Genomic DNA, 19,616 nt, shown 5'->3' on the forward strand with positions numbered 1-19,616 from the left:
CGGCCCATCCTATCCGCTACGGCGCCCCCACCCTGCCCCTCAGGTGCTCGGCCAGGCGGATCGACAGGGTTATGATCGTGAAGGTCGGGTTGGAGATCCCGGTCGAGGGAAACACCGACGAGCCGGCGACATAGAGGTTGTCGAGCCCGTGCACCTTCAGGTCGGCGTCGACGACGCCCTGCGTCGGGTCGGCCGACATGCGGGTGGTGCCGATGTGGTGGCCGTTGACGGTGAGCCCTTCCTTCACGGCGGGCCAGGGCTGGTAGTAGACGTCGCCGCCCAGTTCCTCGACCGCGGCTTTGAACAGCGCCGTCGTCTGGGTGTAGGTCGCCTCGTCGCGGTCGCTGAGCAGCCAGGTGATGCGGGTCTGGCGCTGGCCGAAGACCGGATCGACCGTATCGGCCAGGGTGACCCGGCTGTCAGGGTTCGGCGCCATCTCGAAGTAGTATTGGCCGTAGTTGGCCCAGAACCAGCAGCTGCCGATGCCCAGACGCTTCTGCTCGTCGGCCGTGGGCGAGAACCGGCCCGATACCCGAACGCCGTTCGCGTCCTGCCAGGGCACGGCGCGGTTGCCGCTGAGGGTCTGGCCGGCCATCAGCCGGGTCTGGGCGTCGGTCAGGTAGGCCCCGCTGGCGCTGAGCACCGGCCCGTTCGACAGCGGATGGCACATGAAGTAGCGGCCGACCTGGTCGTGAGCGTTGCCGACGTCCGACAGCAGCAGTTGGCGGGCGTTCTCGACCGCGCCGCAGGCCAGCACCACCATGTCTGCCTTGATGGTGAACTCGGTCGCCTTCTTCGGCGCGCCGGCGGCGCCGTCCATGCTGGCGACCCGCAGGCCGCACACCCGGCCCTGGTGCTGTTCGATCCCCAGCAGGGTGGCGTTGACGATCACGTCGGCGTCGCTGTCGGCGATCGTCACCCCGTCGAAGGTGCGCAGGGCGAAGTTCAGATAGTTCTTGCCCAGGTACTGATAGATCGTGGTGTCGAAGCCGGTCAGTTCGGGCACCTCGGCGCCGAGGATCTCGGCCCAGGCCTGCGGGCTGAAATCGTCGCCGTGCAGCAGGCACAGCTCGGCGGCCTTGGCGTAGTAGGGGTCGAGCTCGGCGCGGTCGATCGGCCAGCCCGGGAAGCCCGGGCGCGCCTCGAAGTCGATCGGGTCGAGCGGCCGCGACTGCCCGCCCCAGTGGGCCGAGGTGCCGCCGAACATCCGCTCGCGCTCCCACGGGCCGCCCGCGCGATTGTAGGGCCGAATGAGGAAGTCGGGCTCGCTTTCGGCGAACTGGCCATCGGCCTTGCCGGCATAGAGCAGGCTCTTGTCGGGCCAGGTGGGATCGAGCGCGCCCTTGGGACTGTCGGGCCCGCCCTCGATCAGCGTGACCTTAACCCCGGCCTTCTGCAGCTCCCAGGCGGCGGTGACGCCGGCGGGACCGGAGCCGACGATGCAGACCTGAGTCTCAATCACCGCGCCGTCGGCGATGTCCTTGCCATTGCGGAGCATGAGAGCCTCCCCCGTTCGCTCTCATGCAACTTGCCGCGCCAGACGCCTGAAGGTTGTATCAAATCACACACCCGGATGGGTGGATTGAAATTCTAGCCCTCGATCGCCTTGAGCAGGCCGGTGACGCGGCCGCAGTTGCGGCCAAGGTCGCCGCCCTCGTCGCGAGCGATCGAGCGGACGTCGACGCGGGCGCCGCCGGCGTCAGGGCGGACGCGGACGACGAGGTCGTCCTTCAGGCCATACCAGAAGCTGGCGCCGGCGGCTTCCAGGCGACCCTCGCCCGGATCGTCGGTGACCAGCGTCAGGCCCTTGGCCTGAATGGCGGCCTTGGCCGCCTCGTAGGCGTCGGCGGGCGAACGGATCAGCACCAGGGTGCGAGCGGCCGGACAGGTCTCGACGTTGACCTCGGCCACGCGGCGGCCGGCGAACAGCTCCGAACCGACCGGCAGGCTGGGTTCGTCGAGCACCGGGGCCGCGGCCTCGCCGCGCTGGGCCAGGACGTTTTCCGAAAAGGCCAGCGGCGCCTTCCAGTCGGTGGCGACGTCGCCGACCGGGGCGGCGCGTGCGGGCGTGCCGGTGGCCAGGAAGAAGACGCCCAGGGTGGCGACGGTGATGGCCAGGGCCAGCAGGGCCCGGCGCCAGTGGCGCGCTATGCCGCCGATCATGGCCACGACCACGCCCAGCAGGCCGGTCAGCAGGCTGAGCCAGGCGATCAGCGGCGCGAGGTCGCGGGTCAGGAGATCGTAGGCCACGGACTTGTCGAGCAGGCCGGACTTCGCCCCCAGAGCGCCGACCACGACCAGGACCGCCGGGGCGAGCGCGATCGCCACCGCGCCGGTCAGGATCGGCGCGGCCCAGCCTCCCTTGCCTCCCGACGGGGCCTTGTCTCCCGACGGGGCCTTGGCGGCCTTGGCCTTGCGCGGCCTGGCGCTGCTCAGCGGCATGGCCAGCGGCGCCTCCTCGGCGACGAACACCGGCGGGGCGTCGAAGGCGGCTTCCGGGGTCGGATCCAGCGGCTTGGGCGCGGGATCGACCAGCGGCGCGTGCGGGAAGACGTCGTCCGGCTCGGGCGGCGCGGTCTGGATCAACTGCGCGACGGGGGCAGGTTCGGGATCGGGCAGCGACGCGGCCAGAGCTTCAGCGCTCAGCGGCTCGGGCGCCGCGGCCAAGGCGGCGACCACCTCGGGTTCGTGGACCGGATCGATCACCGCCTCGGCCTCGGGGGCGTCGGGCGCTTCCTCGATCAGGTCTTCCGGAGTCTCGACCGGCTCGGGGGCGTAAAGCACCTCGGCCTGGGCGCCGTCGGCGGCGGCCAGTGTGGCCGACCCCGTCGCGGCCGAGCCGAGGGTCGGCAGCACGTAGTCCTTCATGCGCTGGCGGATCAGCTTCTTGTCGATCTTGCCGGTGGCGCCCAGCGGGATCTCGTCGACGAACACCACGTCGTCGGGCATCCACCACTTGGCGATCTTGCCCTGCAGGAAGTCGAGGAACTCTTCCTTGGTGGCGGTCTCGCCTTCCTTGAGCTTGACCAGAAGGATCGGTCGCTCGTCCCACTTGGGATGCGGCACGCCGATGACGGCGGCCAGGGCGGCCTTGGGATGGCCGACGGCGATGTTCTCGATCTCGATGGTGCTGATCCACTCGCCGCCGGACTTCACGACGTCCTTGGCGCGGTCGGTGATCTGCATGAAGCCCATCTCGTCGATGGTCGCCACGTCGCCGGTGTCGAAGAAGCCGTCGGCGTCGAGGATCTTGCCGCCAGCGCCGCGGAAATACTCGGCGGCGATGATCGGCCCGCGGATCTTCAGGTGACCGAAGGCCTTGCCGTCGTGCGGCAACGGCTTGCCGTCGTCGTCGGTCAGCTTCAGCTCGACCCCCATCGGCGGGCGCCCCTGCTTGAGGCGGTAGGGGATCTGCTCGTCGTAGGACAGCTTCTCCAGCTGGTCGGTCATGGTCGACAGGGTGCCGACCGGCGAGGTCTCGGTCATGCCCCAGGCATGGACCACCTCGACGCCGTACTTCTCGTGGAAGGCGCGGATGATGCTCTCGGGGCAAGCCGCGCCGCCGATCACCACCTTCTTCAGCGTGGTGATCTTCGATCCCGTACTTTCCAGGTGCTGCAGCAGCATCTGCCAGACGGTGGGCACGGCGGCCGAGAAGGTGACGCCCTCGGTTTCGAGCAGTTCGTGGATCGAGGCGCCGTCCATCTTGGCGCCTGGCATGACGATCTTGGCGCCGGTGGCCGGGGCCGAGAACGCCACGCCCCAGGCATTGGCGTGGAACATCGGCACCACCGGCAGGATCACGTCGCGCTGCGACAGGCCCATCACGTCGGGCTGCATGGTGATGAAGGTGTGCAGGAAGTTCGAGCGGTGCGAATACATCACCCCCTTGGGGTCGCCCGTCGTGCCCGAGGTGTAGCAGAGGCCCGCCGCCGTGCCCTCGTCGAACCCGCCCCAGACGCAGTCGGCCGACTGCTCGGCGACCAGGTCCTCGTAGCAGAGCAGGCCCTTGAAGTGCGGGGCCTCGCCGGCGAGGTGGAAGTCCTTGGGCATGTGGTCGCGATCGGTGAAGACCACCACATGCTCGACGTTGGGCAGGCGGGGAACGATCCCCGCGATGATCGGCAGGAAGGTCAGGTCGGTGAAGATCACGCGGTCGCCGCCGTGGTCGGCGATCCAGGCGATCTGCTCGGGGAACAGACGCGGGTTCAGGGTGTGGCACACCGCCCCGATGCCCATGATCCCGTACCAGGTCTCGATGTGGCGGGCGGTGTTCCAGGCCAGGGTGCCGACCCGGTCGCCCGGCTTGATCCCCAGCGCCAGCAAGAGGTTGGACACCCGCTTGGCGCGGCCGTGGATCTCGGCATAGGTCGTGCGGACGATGGGGCCCTCGACCGACCGGGTGACCACCTCGCGGCCGCCGTGCCACTGGGCGGCGTGATCGATGATCTTGTCGAGCGTCAGAGCGCCATGCTGCATCAAACCTTGCATCGAAACCGCTCTCCCGCGTCCTGCTTATCGTTGTTCAGGAGAGGCTAGCGGCGTGCGCCCGGCGGCGCAACGCATGGCGCGCCCCAGGCGAGCATCGGTTACGCCGCCGACTTTGCGCGCATCTGCACGGAGGCGTAGAGTGTGCGCATCTACACACGGCCGCGCTGATCGGCCGCATGGCCCGTTCACTCCCAGAACGCCGTTTTGCGGTTAGCTTGAGCGCGGCCTGGTTCGCTCCAGGTGCGGGACGGGGTGCACGGCCATGCAGTGGCTCGATGCTCTAGGCGCCGACGAACGGCTCGACGAGGTGGCGAACGACACGCGCCGCCTGACGGTGTCGCGTCTGGTCTCCGCCGCCCTGGTGGCCATGGTCGTCGGGATCGCTCTGGGTCCAGCCATGGCCGCCGGCTGGTTTGCAGCGCTGGCGGCCGGCGAGGCCCTGGCCTCGCTGGTGATCCGCCGATTTACCGGCCCCACGACCGATCGCCTGCGGGCGCTGTTCGTACTGGCCTCGATCCCGATCAACGTGGTGTGGTCGTGGCTGGCGGTGGCGCTGTGGATGTTCCCCCACCAGGACCTGCGGCTGGCGGCCCTGGGGGTGTGCGCGGGTCAGATCATCTTCACCCAGAACTTCCGCCACCAGCCGATCAGCCTGCTGGCGATCACCACCGCCCCGCCGCTGCTGTGCCTGGCGGCCTTCCCGTTCCTGACCAACGCTCCTCACGGCATGGGCTCGCTGACCAACCGCTGGGCCATGCTTATGCTGGTGGCGACCACCATCAACGCCATGCTGCTGAACCGCGCCGCCGCCCGCAAGATGGACGAGCTGACGCGCGGCCTGCGACAGGAGAAGGAACGCGCCCTGGCCGCCTCGCGCGTGAAGTCGGTGTTCGTGGCGACCATGAGCCACGAGATGCGCACGCCGATGAACGGCCTGCTGGGCCTGGCCCATGCGCTGAAGGGCACCGATCTGGACGAGCGCCAGCGCGACTACGTGGAGCTGATGATCCATTCGGGCGACAGCCTGATGCAACTGCTCAACGACGTGCTCGACATCGCCCGCCTGGACGCCGGCGACGCCGAGCTGACGCCCTGCGACTTCGACCTGCACGACCTGGTCCACGCCGTGGCCGACACCTGGCGCGACATGGCCATGGTTCGCGGCCTGGCGGTGGACGTGCGCATCGACGCCAACGCGCCCGAGCGCCTGAACGCCGATCCGGCCCGCATCCGCCAGGTGCTGGGCGGCCTATTGTCGAACGCCCTGAAGTTCACCCGCGTGGGCGGGGTGACCATCGAGGTCTCGGGCCAGGGCGCCGCGCCAGACGGCCTGGAAACGGTGGCGATCCGCATCACCGACACCGGCCCGGGCATAGATCCGGCCTTCGCCGAGCGGATCTTCGAGAGCTTCACCCAGGCCGACGAGAGCGTGTCGCGGGCCTATGGCGGCATGGGCCTTGGGCTGACCATCGCGCGGGCGTTGGCCCGCCGGATGGGCGGCGACCTCAGCCTGGAGCCGGCCGAGCGCGGCGCGCGGTTCCTGCTGCTGCTGCGCGCGCCCCGTCCCGAGGCCCCGCCCCTGCCCGCCCCCGCGCCGCAGGCCGCCGAGGACGACGGCGCGGTCCCGCGCGTGCTGATGGCTGAGGACAACCCCATGAACCAGATGGTCGTGCGGCTGATGCTCGAGGCCGCCGGCGTCGACCTGACGGTGGTCGAGGACGGCCGCCAGGCGCTGGACGCGCTGAAGGCCTCGCACTTCGACTGCGTGCTGATGGACATCAACATGCCGGTGATGGACGGGGTGACGGCCCTGTCGGAGATCCGCTCGGGGGCTGCCGGCGCGGCCAACACCCCGGTGATCGCCCTGACCGCCTCGGCCATGGCCGGCGACCGCGAACGCTTTCTCAAGCTGGGCTTCGACGAGCACCTGGGCAAGCCGGTCAAGCCGCTGGACCTGATCTCGGCCATCGCCATGGCGGTGGACCGGACGCCCCCGCCGGCGGCGGCGGTGGGGTGAGACACCTTCGGCGCCCCCTCCGGCCCTCCGGGCCACCTCCCCCAGAGGGGGAGGATTTAATGCGCCAAGATGCTCCCCCTCTAGGGGAGCTGTCGGCGAAGCCGACTGAGGGGGACCGCGAAGCGGCTACCCCATCTGCTCGGCCAGGGCCCTGGCCTCGTCCTCGAAGGCGCTGACCGTATCCACCCGGCGCCAGTCGATGTCGCCGGTGTCACGGACGAGCTGGCTTTCCAGCACGGCGACGTCGGCGTCTGAGGCGTCGTTGACGCGGGCCGCGACACGGGCGCGCAGGACGTCGGCGGGCGCTTCCAGCCAGACGCCCTGGAAGGCGACGTCGAGCTTCGTCGCCAGGGCCTCGGCGCGGGCGCGCTGCTCGGGCTTGATGAAGACGGCGTCGACCACGACCGAGCGACCGGCCTTCAGCACCAGTTCGGCGTCGCGGAACAGCTCGTCATAGACCTTGTCGCTGACCTCGGGGGTGTAGGCCTCCTTGGGCAGGCGTTGCAGCGTCGGCGCGTTCCACAGGCGCTTGCGGATCTCGTCGGTGCGCAGGACCACCGCGCCGGGCGCGGCGCCAAGGCCCGGCGCGCAGACACGGGCGAAGGTCGACTTGCCCGAGCCCGACAGGCCGCCGGTGGCCACCAGGCTGACCGGCTTGGGCGCCAGGTGCTCGATGGCGGTGGCCAGATAGGCGCGGGCGGCCTCGTCGTCGCCGGTATAGGCCCAGACGTGGGTGCGCACGGCGGCGCGGACGCTGAGCATCAGCGGCAGGGCGGCAAGGCCCGTCCACAGGCCCTCGCCGAAGGTGCGGGCGGCTTCGTCCAGATAGGCGTTCAGCACCCGGCCGGCCGCGTCGCGGCGACGGCGGAAGTCCAGGTCCATCAGCAGGAAGGCCAGGTCGTACTGCACGTCGATGTCCGACAGGGCGTCGTTGAACTCGATGCAGTCGAAGAGGATCGGCTTGCCCTCCTCGATCAGGATGTTCCCCAGGTGCAGGTCGCCGTGGCAATGGCGGGCGAAGCCCTCGGCGGCGCGGGCGTCGAGCTGCGGGCCCAGGCGCTTGAGGGCCAGGTCCGTCTCCTCGACCAGCCGCTCGACGGCCTGGGCCCCCAGGCGCGGGGCCAGGCCCCGCAGCAGGTTGGCGTTGGAGGCGATCGTGTAGCCCAGCGCCGAGACGCCGCCGCCCTGCGGGCGCAGCGCCGCGCCGGCGTGGAACTGGGCGATGGTGCGGCCCAGCGACTCTTCCAGCGCATCGTCGATGGCCCAGGGCTGGGAGGCCAGCACGGCCTCGCCGTCGAACCGGCGCATCTCCAGCAGGTATTCGACCACCTCGCCGGCCCCGTCGATCTCGATCCCGCCGTCGGCGGCGCGGGTCAGCTGGCGCACGGCGCGATAGATGTCGGGCGCGGCGGCGCGGTTGAAGGAAAGCTCGCGCTGCAGCGACCAGCGGCGCAATTCCAGGGTCGAATAGTCCAGGAAGCCGAAGTCGACCGGGCGCTTCACCTTGAAGGCGGACTCGCCCACCAGGAACACCCGAGCGCAGGAGGTCTCGATGGTCTGGTCGGCCTTGCCTCCCAGCCAAGCCGCCACTTCCTGTTCGCGCGCCGCTTCCGCGTCCTTGATCACGCCGTCCAACCTTCGTCTTCGCCCGCCCGATCGGCGGCGCCCGGGCGTCCCATAGCGCAAAGTTCGGTGCAAGTCCTCGCAGACGCTTGCGCGATCTACTTACGCGATAGTAGCGTTTAACCATCACAGTCTGATGTTGAGGAATCCCATGCTCATCGGCGCCGGACTGAAGCGGTCCGAGCACAAGAAGGCGGAGATCCTGGCCGCGGCTCGCGACATCTTCCTCAAGGAAGGCTACGCGGACGCCGGCATGGAGTCGGTGGCCCGCGCGGCGGGCGTCTCGACCGCCACCCTGTATGCCTACTTCCCCAGCAAGGCCGAGCTGTTCCGCACCGTGGTGGTCGACAGCGTGCGGACGATGGCCGAGCCGGTGCGCGAAAGCGCCAAGGCCGTCGGCGACGCCCGCGCCCGCCTGACCGCCCTCTCGCGGGCCTATGCCGAGTTCTTCGCCACCCCGGCGACGCGGGCGATGTTCCGGATGGTCACCGCCGAGCGGCGGCGCTTCGAGGGAGTGGCCGACCACTTTCTGGGCGCGGCGCGCGAGTCCCTGGGCGGGGCGGCGATCCAGGTGGTCAAGGAGCTGAACGCCTCGGGCGAGCTGAAGGTCGACAAGCCGTCCTGGGCCGCGGGCCAACTGATGGGCATGCTCGACCACGCGACCCTGGTGCTGGGCCTGTCGGCCGGCGACGAGGTGCAGCCCGACCGCCCCGTCAATCAGATCGCCGAGGACGCCGTCGAGACCTTCCTGGCGCGATACGGCACGGGGTGATCCCTAAGGGAACAGCCGCTTCGTCGCCCAGGCGCCGTCGACGCGTTCGTAGACCAGGCGTTCGTGCAGACGGAACGGCCGGTCGCGCCAGAACTCGATGACCTGCGGCACGATGCGGAACCCCGACCAGTGCGGCGGACGCGGCACCTTGCCGACCAGGCCGTGCTTGAGGCCCATCTCGGCCACGCGGCGTTCCAGCGCCAGGCGGTCGGGCAGCGGCCGCGACTGGTCGCTGGCCCAGGCGCCCAACTGGCTGTGGCGCGCTCGGCTGGCGAAATAGGCGTCGGCCTCGGCCTCGCTGACGGGCTCGACCACGCCCCGCACCCGCACCTGGCGACGCAGCGACTTCCAGTGGAACAGCAGGGCCGCCTTGGGATTGGCGGCCAGTTCCTGGCCCTTGGCGCTTTGCAGGTTGGTGTAGAAGACGAAGCCGCGGCTATCGACGTCCTTGAGCAGCACCATGCGCGAGTCTGGCATGCCGTCGGCGTCGACGGTCGAGACGGTCATGGCGTTGGGGTCGTTGGGCTCGGACTTGCCGGCCTCGGCCAGCCAGTCGCCGAACAAGTGGATCGGATCGCCCTCGGGCAGCAGCGCCGGCGGGGTGGCGGCCGCCACCTGGGCGACATAGTCGTCTTCGCTGGGCGAGGCGGGGATCAGCGGGGCGTCGGTCATAGCCTGGATATAGGCCCGTCCGTCTCCGGGGGCCATGCTTGACCGCTACCTACGCGCCCTTCGGATCTTCGCGCTGATCGCCGCATACGGCTCGTGAAGAAGTTAACTTAACGCCCCGTTGACCAAGTCGGCGCAGGGTCGCGGCATGACCGCCGCCTCGGCCCCTTCCCTGTCCCTTTCCGCCGCCCGCGCGATCCTGGGCGTCGCGCCCGGCGCCGACGAGCGCGAGCTGCGCGCGGCCTATCGCGAAGCCGCCAAGCGCGCCCATCCGGATCGTCCCGGCGGCGACGCGGCCCTGTTCCGCGACGTGCTGACCGCCTATCGCATGCTGCAGGGCGTCGAGCCGCCGGCGGGCCTGGGCTTTCCGCCCGCCACCGTCCAGACCCCGGCCATGCCGAGCCAGGCGGTGCTGGAGGTCGAGCCGGCCTTCGCCTTCTCCGGCGGCGCGCTGGAAGCCGATATCGGCGGCCGCCGCCTGCGCCTGACCCTGCCGGCGGGCCTGCGCCATGGCGATTCCGTCAGGGTCGGCGAAACCCTGCTGGTCGTCCGCATCAAGGCCGACCCGGCCGCCATGGTCCGCGGCCACGACCTGTGGCTGACCGTGCGCCTGGACGCCAAGGTGCTGGCCGAGGGCGGACGCGTGGAGCTGGACACCGTCATCGGTCAGCGCACCGTGTGGATCTCGACCAAGGCCGCCGAACGCGGGCTCGTGCGGCTGAACGGCCAGGGCCTGCCGGCCCGCGCCGCCCATTCGGCCGGCGACCTCTTCCTGCGCCTGGAGCGCACCGGCGCGGTGCACGAAAGCGCCGCCCGCTCGCAACTGAAGCGCTTCGCGGCCGCCTGGGCGGCCTGATCTGGCGAAAGGAGCCGCCTAGCGCAGTTCCACCGTCCGCCCCGCGACCGTCAGCCGCTCGATGCGCAGTTCGGCGACGCCGTCTCGGCGGGGATAACCCTCCAGGGTTACCGGCTGGCCCGAGGCCAGCATCTCCTTTGACAGTCCCCGCGCCTCCATGCGGGCGACCGAGGCCAGGACCACGTCCAAGACCGCGCCGGCGTGGCGGATCCTGGCCGCGCCGTGCGGGTCGCCCCACGAGATGTCGGTCATGGGGCCGGTGACGCTGACCGCCCGATCGGTGTCGTAGGCGCCCCAGCCCGGATCGGCGGAGGCGGCGGCCGGAACGACGAGCACGACGGCGGCCACCGACAGCGGCATGAGCCTGAACATGGCCTCACCTCCTCAGCGCCCCGACGGGCGAAGTGGGACACGAAGCGGCGATCGGGGCAAGCGCCCCCGTGGTCACTCCAGCGTCATCCCCGGCGTCCAGCCACTGGCGGCGAGGAAAGCGTGGGCGTCGGAGACGGTGAGGATGTCGCGCAAGGCGGCGCGCTTGTCGCTGGCCTTGGCGTAGTAGGCCTTGGCGATGCGGTAGCCGGTCCAGTAGCCGAGATCGGCGGGCTTCTCGGGCGTGGAGTTGTAGAACCAGGCCGACAAGTCGGTCTTGTCGAGGTCGGCGGCGAAGGCGGTCTCGATCTCGCGTTCGCGCCCCTTGGTCAGGGGCTCGAAATAGACATAGGCGGGCCGGCCGACCAGCAGTTCGGTGACGAACTCGGCCCCGCCCTCGAGCAGCGCGGTCTCCAGAACGCTCGGCATTTCCTTCTCGGTCAGCAGCGGGTTCTGCTGGGCGTGGGCGTATTCGTGCAACAGCACGCCGACGAAGCGGCCCTCGGTGTCGGGGTTCATGAACTCGGTGGCGCACAGGGCCTCCAGTCCCACCTGGACGCCCGTGACCGGACTGCCGATCGCCACCGGCTTGCCGCGGCCGACCGCCACGGTGACCGACGGCACGCGCGCCTGCGGATAGAGCGCCGTGAACTTCGCCAGGGCCGCATCCACCCGCCCCTTCACCTTGGGCAGGACGCCGGCGCAAGCCCGGGCCTTCTGGTAGAGCTCGGGCCGGGCGGCGACGGCCTCGGCCAGCCGGGTCGCGGTGGTGCGGCGGGCGGTGAAGAAGGTGCGCAAGCCCGGCGAGCCGGCGTCGATATAGCCGGCCTGCAACTGCTCGGCGCTGGGATGGCCGCCGGCCTGGTCGTAGAGGCGGTAGAAGAGGTCGACGTCCGCGGTGTCGAGGCTGGACGACGCCCCCTGCGTCCAGGCCGGGCCGGCCAGAACCATCGCCGCCGCCAGGCCGGCCGTCAGAATCCAGGATCGCACGCGCCCCTCCCCCTTTTTTGTTGGCGGTGAAACTGGCTCGCCGGGGCCGCCCAGATCAAGGGCCCGGCGGCGGCGACCGTCCCGTTCATGTCAGCAGCCTCTCGGGGCGCGACGAAAAATCGTCGGCGGCGCCCTTGAAGTTATATCGTGCACGACTAAATCGTTCTCACCAATTCAATCGCAGGAGCGAACCCGATGAGCACTCTCTATCAAACCCGCGCCACGGCCACCGGCGGTCGCGAAGGCGGCGTCCGCAGCGACGACGGCCTGCTGGACGTGCGCCTGGCCATGCCCAAGGCCCTGGGCGGCAAGGAAGACGGCACCAATCCCGAGCAGCTGTTCGCGGCCGGCTACGCCGCCTGCTTCCAGAGCGCCATGGCCTTCGTGGCCCGCCAGAAGAAGATCCCTCTGACCAGCTCGACCGTCACCGGCGTCGTCGGCCTGGCCGCGCAGGAAGTCGGCTTCAAGCTGGAAGTGGCGCTGGACGTCGAAACCCAGGGTCTTTCGCAGGAAGAAGCCGAAGCCCTGGTTGCCACGGCGCACCAGGTCTGCCCCTATTCCAACGCCACCCGCGGCAACATCGATGTCGCCCTCAACGTAAAGGCTGCATGACCTCGGACGCCGACAAAGCCCTGGACAAAGCGGTCGAGGTCTTGCGCCTCGACCGCCAGCTCTGCTTTGCGCTCTACAGCGCGGCCAACCGGGTCACGCGCCTGTACCGGCCGCTGCTGGACGCCCTGGGCCTGACCTATCCGCAGTACCTGGCCATGCTGGTGCTGTGGGAGCACAGCCCGCGTACCGTCGGCGAGATGGGCCAGGCCCTGGACCTGGAGTCCAGCACCCTGACCCCCTTGCTCAAGCGACTGGAAGGCGCGGGGCTGATCGTGCGCAGCCGCGATCCCGACGACGAACGGCGCGTGGTCATCTCGCTGACCGACGCCGGCGACGCCATGCGCGACCAGGCCCTGGGCGTGGCCGAGCAGTTCTTCTGCAAGCTGGACACGCCGATGCCCGAGCTTGTGGACCTGCGCGAGCGGCTGAAGCGGCTGGCGGTTTAGACTTCTCCCCCTTCCCCTTGATGGGGGAAGGGTCGGGGATGGGGGTGATCTGCCGAGTTGGCGGCCGTGCGCGGCGTCCACCACCGTAGCCACCCCCACCCCCGCCCCTCCCCAACAAGGGGGAGGGAACGATGGAAATACGGGCCGCGACCCGCTAAACCCGCGCCATGCTGCGCCTTTCCGAACTGAAGCTGCCCCTGGACCATCCGCCGGAGGCCATGGCTCCGGCCATTTGCGTGCGCCTGGGGATCGATCCGGCCGACCTGCTGGAGGTCAAGCTCTGGCGGCGCGCCCACGACGCCCGCAGGAAGAGCGCGATCCTGATGGTCTATACGGTCGACGTCGTCCTGCGCGACGAGGCGGCCGTTCTGGAACGCTTCAAGGGCGACAGCCAGGTGCGGCCGACGCCCGCCACCGACTATCGTTTCACGGCCCGCGCACCGGAGGGCTTCGACGGTCCTCGCCCGGTGGTGATCGGCGCTGGTCCCTGCGGCCTGTTCGCGGGCCTGGTCCTAGCCCAGATGGGCTTCAAGCCGATCATCCTCGACCGCGGCAAGGTGGTGCGCGAGCGCACCAAGGACACCTGGGCCCTGTGGCGCAAGAGCGAGCTGAACCCGGAGTCGAACGTCCAGTTCGGCGAAGGCGGCGCGGGCACCTTCTCGGACGGCAAGCTCTACAGCCAGATCAAGGACCCCCGCTTCCTTGGCCGCAAGGTGCTGGAGGAGTTCGTCGCCGCCGGCGCGCCCGAAGAGATCCTGACCGAGGCCCACCCGCACATCGGCACCTTCCGCCTGGTGCACATGGTCGAGCAGATGCGGGCGCTGATCGAGGGCCTGGGCGGCGAGTATCGCTGGCAGCACCGGGTGACCGACTTCGAGATCGAGGCGGGCGAGGACGGCGCGCGCAGGCTGAAGGGCCTGCATCTGTCGACCGGCGAGTTCATGGAGACCGAGCACGTGGTGCTGGCCGTGGGCCACTCCTCGCGCGACACCTTCCAGACGCTCTACGACCGCGGCGTCCACATCGAGGCCAAGCCGTTCTCGATCGGCGTGCGCATCGAGCATCCGCAGTCGTGGATGGACAAGGCCCGCTTCGGCGCCTGCGCCGGCCACCCGGATCTGGGCGCGGCCGACTACAGCCTGTCGCACCACTGTTCGAACGGCCGCACGGTCTACAGCTTCTGCATGTGCCCGGGCGGCACGGTGGTGGCGGCGACCTCGGAGCCGAACCGGGTCGTGACCAACGGCATGAGCCAGTATTCGCGCAACGAGCGCAACGCCAACTCCGGCTTCGTCGTGGCCATCGATCCCGACCGCGACTATCCGGGCCACCCGCTGGCCGGCATCGAATTCCAGCGCAAGTGGGAGAGCCTGGCCTTCACCGCCGGCGGCGGCGACTACAAGGCCCCCGCCCAGAAGGTCGGCGACTTCCTGGCCGGCCGTCCGTCGGAAGCGCTGGGCGAGGTTGCGCCCTCGTACAAGCCGGGCGTCAAGATGACGGACCTGGCCGAGTGCCTGCCGCCGTTCGTGCTGGAGGCCATGCGCGAGGCCCTGCCGGTGTTCGGCCGGCAGATCGCCGGCTACGACCACCCCGACGTGCTGATGACCGGTGTCGAGACCCGCACCTCCTCGCCGATCCGCATCACCCGCGGCAAGGACCTGCAGAGCCTCAACACCGCCGGCCTGTTCCCCGCGGGCGAAGGGGCGGGCTATGCCGGCGGCATCCTCTCGGCGGGCGTGGACGGCATCAAGGTGGCCGAGGCTGTGGCGGCGGCCTATGTGGCCAAGGGCTGGGCGGAGGCGCTCTAGCTCCCGATACTTCTCAATATCGAAATTTAATTGAGCTATCGCTAAAAGCGCATTTCAAATACCAGCGCCATTTACGCGACCGCAAATGCAATGGATTGCGGATATTGGAATTTAACCTTGATGCGCTAGGCTGAACTCTAGTCGGCGTTTCGGGGACTTCGATCAATGGCTGAGTCATCGGCTCGCGACGCTTTGCTGGTGGACGCCAGCACCTTCTTCGAGGTCTCGCTCGACCTGCTGATCATCCGGGATCTCGAGGGGACGGTGCTGAAGGCCAGCCGGTCGTGGCAGACCAAGCTGGGCCATCGCCCCGAGGACATGGAAGGCCAGCCCCTGCTGCGCCTCGTCCATCCCGACGACATGCCCGGCACGCGCGACAGCGTGGTCGAGGTCGAGAACCGCAAGGACGGCGATCCTGTGCGGGGCTTCATCAATCGCTACCGCCACGCCGACGGCCACTACCGCACGCTGGAATGGCGCGCCCAGCGGGCCGGCGACCGCATCTACGGCGTGGCGCGCGACGTCACCGACCGGGTGGCGGCCGAGCGGCAGCTGATCGAGGCCAAGGCCGCGGCCGAAGCGGCCAACCGCGCCAAGAGCGACTTCCTGGCCAATATCAGCCACGAGATCCGCACGCCGCTGAACGGCGTCATCGGCATCGTCGACGCCCTGTCGCGCACCGCGCTCAGCCCCGAGCAGGCCGAGATGATCGCCCTGGTCCGCGACTCGGGCGCGACGCTGGAGCGGCTGGTGTCGGACTTCCTGGACGTCTCCAAGATCGAGGCCGGCCAACTTCAGCTGGAAAAGCGCTCGTTCAACCTCGACCAGGCCCTGCGCCCCGGCGTCGAGGTGATGCGCCGCCGGGCGCAGGAGAAGGGCCTCTCCTTCACCATCGAGCGGCCGCCGATCACCGGCGGCCGGCACCTGGGCGACGGCACGCGCCTCAGCCAGGTGATCGGCAACCTGCTGTCGAACGCCATCAAGTTCACCGAGACGGGCGGGATCACCCTGCGCGTCGCGGCGACCGAGGCCAACGGTGAGACCCAGCTGACCTTCGAGGTCGAGGACACCGGCATCGGCTTCGACGCCGAGCAGGCCGCCAACCTCTTCACCCGCTTTGGCCAGGCCGACGAGACGATCAGCCGCCGGTTCGGCGGCACGGGCCTGGGGCTGTCGATCTGCCGCTCGCTGGCCGAGATGATGGGCGGCGAGATCTCGGCGACGTCGCAGGCCGGCGTCGGCAGCCGCTTTGTCTTCTCGCTCAGCCTGCCGCGCCTGCAGGAGGCCGTCGAGGTCAGCGCCGAGCCTCCGCCGCCCGAGCCGATCGCCCTGCCCGACCATCCGCTGCGGGTGCTGCTGGTCGAGGACCATCCGACCAACCAGCGGGTGGCCCAGCTGATCCTGGCGACCCAGGGCGCCGACGTCGTCACCGTCGGCGACGGCTTCGAGGCGGTCGCCGCCTTCGGGGACGGCCGCTTCGACATCGTACTGATGGACATGCAGATGCCGCGCATGGACGGCCTGACCGCCACGCGCGCCATCCGCGCCCTGGAGGTCGAGCGCGGCGCGACCCGCACGCCGATCATCATGCTCAGCGCCAACGCCCTTATGAAGCACCGCAACGAGGCCCTGACCGCCGGCGCCGACCTGCACGTGGCCAAGCCGATCACGGCGGCCAACCTGCTGGCGGGCATCCAGGCAGCGGTGAACTGACCGCCCTAAATCAGCTTCCGCCGGTCGAGCGCGAGCTGAAGTCTACACCAGGAAGAACGACTGGATCTGGCAGTTGCTGCTTTCATAGTAGATGCCGACGCGGCGTCCGGTCGAACGCGCGGTGAGGATCATCGCAAAGTAGCGGTCCTTGTCCTCGGTGGTCGCATTGGGCGGAAAGGTCAGCTGTCCGTACTGGCAGGGACTGCCGGTGTAGTAGGTCACCACGTTGTTGGGCACGTAGTTCTGCACCCTCCAGTTCATGGGATCACCCTCCATCAGCATTTCGGCGGGCACGGCGGGCATGGCGACGGCGATGCTCGCCAGCAGCACCAGATTGGCGACAAACTTCTTCATGGGATTTCCTTGGGCGGACGAGCCCCGATTGACCTGAGAGTGATGACGGGAAGGCTCTTAGATCAGGTAGAAGGACCAGATATCGCAGCTAACGTTGTCGTAGTAGACGCCCATGTTCCGCCCCGTCGAACGGGCGGTCAGCACCATCGAGAAGAACCGGTCCTTGTCCTGAGTGGTGGCGCTGGACGGGAACTGCAGGCGACCGTACTGGCACGGGCTGCCGGTGAAGAAGACCTTGACGTCGTTGGGCACGTAGTTCTGGAGCCGCCAGGTGGCGGGATCGCCTTCCAGCAGGGCCTCGGCCGCGACGGCCGGCGTGCCGGCGACGGCCGCAAGCAGCGAAAGAGCGACGACGATCTTCTTCATGACATCCCCCGTGAGACTCGAAAAGGCCGCGACCTACATCGGCCGCGGGCTGGCCGAAAGACGTCGCCCGAGGCGTCAATGTCAAGCTTGGCTCACCCTGAAATTGCAGGGTTTCCGCGGGGCGGTCTCCGGAACGACGAAAGGCCCGGACGATCGCTCGTCCGGGCCTTCGCCATTGCAGTCCGTAAAGCCGGTCAGGCCGCTTCGGCCTGTTCGGCGGGGAGGCGGATCAGGTAGTCGAAGGCCGACAGCGAGGCCTTGGCGCCCTCGCCCATGGCGATGATGATCTGCTTGTACGGCGTGGTGGTCGCATCGCCGGCCGCGAAAACGCCCGGCATGGTGGTCTCGCCGCGATAGTCCACTTCGATCTCGCCGCGGTTGGAGAGCGCCACACCCGAGTCCTTCAGCCACTCGGTGTTGGGCACCAGGCCGATCTGCACGAACACGCCTTCCAGGTCGACGCGGTGAGCCGTGTCGTGGTTGCGGTCCTTGTAGGACAGGCCGTTCACCTTGGCGCCGTCGCCGTGGATCTCGGTGGTCATGGCCGAGGTGACGATGGTGACGTTCGGCAGGCTGGCGAGCTTGCGTTGCAGCACGGCGTCGGCGCGCAGCTGGCTGTCATACTCGATCAGGGTGACGTGGGCGACGATGCCGGCCAGGTCGATGGCCGCCTCGACGCCGCTGTTGCCGCCGCCGATCACCGCCACGCGCTTGCCCTTGAACAGCGGGCCGTCGCAGTGCGGGCAGTAGGCCACGCCCTTGTTCTTATACTGGGCCTCGCCAGGCACGTTGACATTCCGCCAGCGGGCGCCGGTGGAGAGGATCACGGTGCGCGACTTCAGGCTGGCGCCGTTCTCGAGCTTGACCTCGATCAGGCCGCCCGGAGCCTTGGGAGCCACCAGGCCGACGGCCTTCTGCAGGTTCATCACGTCGACGTCGTACTGCTTGACGTGCTGCTCCAGCGCCGTGGCCAGCTTGGGGCCTTCGGTATGCTGGACCGAGATGAAGTTCTCGATGGCCATGGTGTCGAGCACCTGGCCGCCGAAGCGCTCGGCGGCGACGCCGGTGCGAATGCCCTTGCGGGCGGCGTAGACGGCCGCGGCCGCGCCGGCGGGGCCGCCGCCGATGACCAGCACCTCGAAGGCGTCCTTGGTCTTGATCTTCTCGGCGGCGCGGGCTTCGGCGCCGGTGTCCAGCTTGGCCAGGATCTGCTCGACCTCCATGCGGCCCTGGCCGAACGGCTGGCCGTTCAGCAGGATGGTCGGAACGGCCATGACCTGGCGCTCTTCGACTTCAGCCTGGAACAGCGCGCCATCGATGGCCACGTGGCGGATGCGCGGGTTGAGCGCGCTCATGGTGTTGAGCGCCTGCACCACGTCGGGGCAGTTCTGGCAGGACTGCGAGAAATAGGTCTCGAAGCTGTAGTCGCCGTCCAGGGCCTTGATGCGCTCGATCACCTCGGCGTCGAGGCGCGGCGGGTGGCCGCCGACGTGCAGCAAAGCCAGCACCAGCGACGTGAACTCGTGGCCCAGCGGCAGGCCGGCAAAGCGCACGTCAGCGTCACCCGAAGCGCGGGTTATGGCGAACGAAGGCTTGCGGGCGGCGTCGCCGGCCAGGTTCAGGCTGACCTTGTCGGACGTCGCGGCGACGTCTTCCAGCAGGGCCAGCATGTCCTTGGAACCCTTGTCGTCGCCGAGCGACGCGACCAGTTCGATCGGCTGGCGCAGGTTCTGCAGGTAGGTGCTCAGTTGGGTCTTCAGACCAGCGTCCAGCATGACGGGCTCCCAGAAAACTAGGGGGAGGAGGAAGTGCGTTCGAATGTCGGGGGAGGATCGAACGCGGCGAACGATCGGAGGGTTGCGCCGCCGCTCCAGAAGGAGCGAAGCGGCGGCGCGGGCAGTTCAGGTAGTCTTAGATCTTGCCGACGAGGTCGAGCGACGGGGCCAGGGTCTTTTCACCCTCTTCCCACTTGGCCGGGCAGACTTCGCCCGGGTGCGAAGCCACGTACTGGGCGGCCTTGATCTTGCGCAGCAGTTCGATGGCGTTGCGGCCGATGCCTTCGGCGGTGACTTCCATGAACTGGATCACGCCTTCCGGGTCGACCAGGAAGGTGCCGCGGTCGGCGAGGCCGACGCCCGGACGCATGATCTCGAAGTTGTTGGTGATCGCGCCCGACGGGTCGCCGACCATGTGGTACTTGATCTTGCCGATGGCCGGCGAGCTGTCGTGCCAGGCCTTGTGCGAGAAGTGGGTGTCGGTCGACACGGCGTAGATCTCGACGCCCAGGCGGGTGAAGACGTCGTAGTTGTCGGCCAGGTCTTCCAGCTCGGTCGGGCAGACGAAGGTGAAGTCGGCCGGATAGAAGAAGAAGACTGACCACTTGCCCTTGGTGTCGGCGTCGCTGACCGTGACGAACTTGCCGTCCTTGTACGACTGGGCGGTGAAGGATTTGATCGTGGTGTTGATCAGCGACATGGGACGCTCCGTTGGAAAAGGATGCGTCGTAGGTATCGCGATGCAGCAAATAGGT

Annotated in this window: 17 protein-coding genes; 7 read left to right on the forward strand and 10 right to left on the reverse strand. The window is 69.1% G+C overall.

Annotated features, from left to right (window positions below; genetic code table 11):
* Nucleotides 1-16 precede the first annotated feature (16 nt).
* A complete protein-coding gene (locus tag ACODR1_RS05830; protein WP_488879600.1) occupies nucleotides 17-1,498 on the reverse strand; it encodes an FAD-dependent oxidoreductase in 1,482 nt (493 codons plus the stop codon).
* A 92-nt stretch (nucleotides 1,499-1,590) separates the two neighbouring features.
* Nucleotides 1,591-4,491 carry a long-chain-fatty-acid--CoA ligase gene (locus ACODR1_RS05835; protein ID WP_488879601.1) on the reverse strand — a complete coding sequence of 967 codons (2,901 nt, stop codon included), beginning with the start codon at nucleotides 4,489-4,491 and terminating at the stop codon, nucleotides 1,591-1,593.
* A 262-nt stretch (nucleotides 4,492-4,753) separates the two neighbouring features.
* Here ACODR1_RS05835 and ACODR1_RS05840 point away from each other — a divergent pair, with 262 nt between their 5' ends.
* Complete coding sequence (locus ACODR1_RS05840; protein ID WP_488879602.1) at nucleotides 4,754-6,508, forward strand: response regulator; 1,755 nt, start codon at nucleotides 4,754-4,756, stop codon at nucleotides 6,506-6,508.
* A gap of 126 nt (nucleotides 6,509-6,634) precedes the next feature.
* Here ACODR1_RS05840 and ACODR1_RS05845 read toward each other — a convergent pair whose 3' ends face one another.
* On the reverse strand, nucleotides 6,635-8,134 hold the full coding sequence (locus ACODR1_RS05845) for a bifunctional aminoglycoside phosphotransferase/ATP-binding protein (RefSeq protein WP_488879603.1): 1,500 nt from the start codon (nucleotides 8,132-8,134) through the stop codon (nucleotides 6,635-6,637).
* A gap of 148 nt (nucleotides 8,135-8,282) precedes the next feature.
* Between ACODR1_RS05845 and ACODR1_RS05850 the strand changes: the two genes are divergently transcribed.
* The gene (locus ACODR1_RS05850) at nucleotides 8,283-8,903 is read left to right on the forward strand and encodes a TetR/AcrR family transcriptional regulator (RefSeq protein ID WP_488879604.1); all 621 of its coding nucleotides are present in this window, start codon (nucleotides 8,283-8,285) and stop codon (nucleotides 8,901-8,903) included.
* A gap of 3 nt (nucleotides 8,904-8,906) precedes the next feature.
* On the opposite strand, the gene pdxH is transcribed toward ACODR1_RS05850, so the two are convergent.
* A complete protein-coding gene (gene pdxH, locus ACODR1_RS05855; RefSeq protein ID WP_488879709.1) occupies nucleotides 8,907-9,575 on the reverse strand; it encodes a pyridoxamine 5'-phosphate oxidase in 669 nt (222 codons plus the stop codon).
* A gap of 145 nt (nucleotides 9,576-9,720) precedes the next feature.
* Between pdxH and ACODR1_RS05860 the strand changes: the two genes are divergently transcribed.
* Nucleotides 9,721-10,428, forward strand: a complete 708-nt coding sequence (locus ACODR1_RS05860) for a DnaJ C-terminal domain-containing protein (RefSeq protein WP_488879605.1) — start codon at nucleotides 9,721-9,723, stop codon at nucleotides 10,426-10,428.
* A gap of 18 nt (nucleotides 10,429-10,446) precedes the next feature.
* Here ACODR1_RS05860 and ACODR1_RS05865 read toward each other — a convergent pair whose 3' ends face one another.
* Together ACODR1_RS05865 and ACODR1_RS05870 are read right to left on the reverse strand one after the other, a co-directional pair.
* Complete coding sequence (locus ACODR1_RS05865; protein ID WP_488879606.1) at nucleotides 10,447-10,800, reverse strand: DUF6152 family protein; 354 nt, start codon at nucleotides 10,798-10,800, stop codon at nucleotides 10,447-10,449.
* A 72-nt stretch (nucleotides 10,801-10,872) separates the two neighbouring features.
* Nucleotides 10,873-11,787: a DUF2268 domain-containing putative Zn-dependent protease gene (locus tag ACODR1_RS05870; protein ID WP_488879607.1), complete on the reverse strand. Its 915-nt coding sequence runs from the start codon at nucleotides 11,785-11,787 to the stop codon at nucleotides 10,873-10,875.
* A gap of 195 nt (nucleotides 11,788-11,982) precedes the next feature.
* On the opposite strand from ACODR1_RS05870, the gene ACODR1_RS05875 reads away from it, so the two are divergent.
* The 4 genes from ACODR1_RS05875 (at nucleotide 11,983) to ACODR1_RS05890 (ending at nucleotide 16,366) form a co-directional block, all read left to right on the forward strand.
* On the forward strand, nucleotides 11,983-12,399 hold the full coding sequence (locus ACODR1_RS05875; protein WP_101718089.1) for an organic hydroperoxide resistance protein: 417 nt from the start codon (nucleotides 11,983-11,985) through the stop codon (nucleotides 12,397-12,399).
* Nucleotides 12,396-12,845, forward strand: coding sequence for a MarR family winged helix-turn-helix transcriptional regulator (locus ACODR1_RS05880; protein WP_488879608.1), 450 nt, complete (start codon nucleotides 12,396-12,398; stop codon nucleotides 12,843-12,845). Before ACODR1_RS05875 ends, ACODR1_RS05880 begins: the two co-directional genes overlap by 4 nt.
* 167 nt (nucleotides 12,846-13,012) lie before the next feature.
* Nucleotides 13,013-14,653, forward strand: a complete 1,641-nt coding sequence (locus tag ACODR1_RS05885; protein ID WP_488879609.1) for an NAD(P)/FAD-dependent oxidoreductase — start codon at nucleotides 13,013-13,015, stop codon at nucleotides 14,651-14,653.
* Nucleotides 14,654-14,818: 165 nt separating this feature from the next.
* Nucleotides 14,819-16,366, forward strand: coding sequence for an ATP-binding protein (locus ACODR1_RS05890; protein ID WP_488879610.1), 1,548 nt, complete (start codon nucleotides 14,819-14,821; stop codon nucleotides 16,364-16,366).
* A 42-nt stretch (nucleotides 16,367-16,408) separates the two neighbouring features.
* On the opposite strand, the gene ACODR1_RS05895 is transcribed toward ACODR1_RS05890, so the two are convergent.
* The 4 genes from ACODR1_RS05895 to ahpC all read right to left on the reverse strand — a co-directional run bounded on the left by ACODR1_RS05895 (nucleotide 16,409) and on the right by ahpC (nucleotide 19,561).
* Nucleotides 16,409-16,720: a hypothetical protein gene (locus tag ACODR1_RS05895; protein ID WP_488879611.1), complete on the reverse strand. Its 312-nt coding sequence runs from the start codon at nucleotides 16,718-16,720 to the stop codon at nucleotides 16,409-16,411.
* 57 nt (nucleotides 16,721-16,777) lie between these two features.
* Nucleotides 16,778-17,086, reverse strand: coding sequence for a hypothetical protein (locus ACODR1_RS05900; RefSeq protein WP_488879612.1), 309 nt, complete (start codon nucleotides 17,084-17,086; stop codon nucleotides 16,778-16,780).
* Between the two features lie 194 nt (nucleotides 17,087-17,280).
* On the reverse strand, nucleotides 17,281-18,861 hold the full coding sequence (gene ahpF, locus ACODR1_RS05905) for an alkyl hydroperoxide reductase subunit F (RefSeq protein ID WP_488879613.1): 1,581 nt from the start codon (nucleotides 18,859-18,861) through the stop codon (nucleotides 17,281-17,283).
* Between the two features lie 136 nt (nucleotides 18,862-18,997).
* Entirely contained in the window at nucleotides 18,998-19,561 is a 564-nt protein-coding gene (gene ahpC, locus ACODR1_RS05910; RefSeq protein ID WP_101718084.1) for an alkyl hydroperoxide reductase subunit C, read from the reverse strand.
* Nucleotides 19,562-19,616: the final 55 nt, after the last annotated feature.

It is taken from the genome of Caulobacter sp. FG7 (assembly GCF_057808875.1).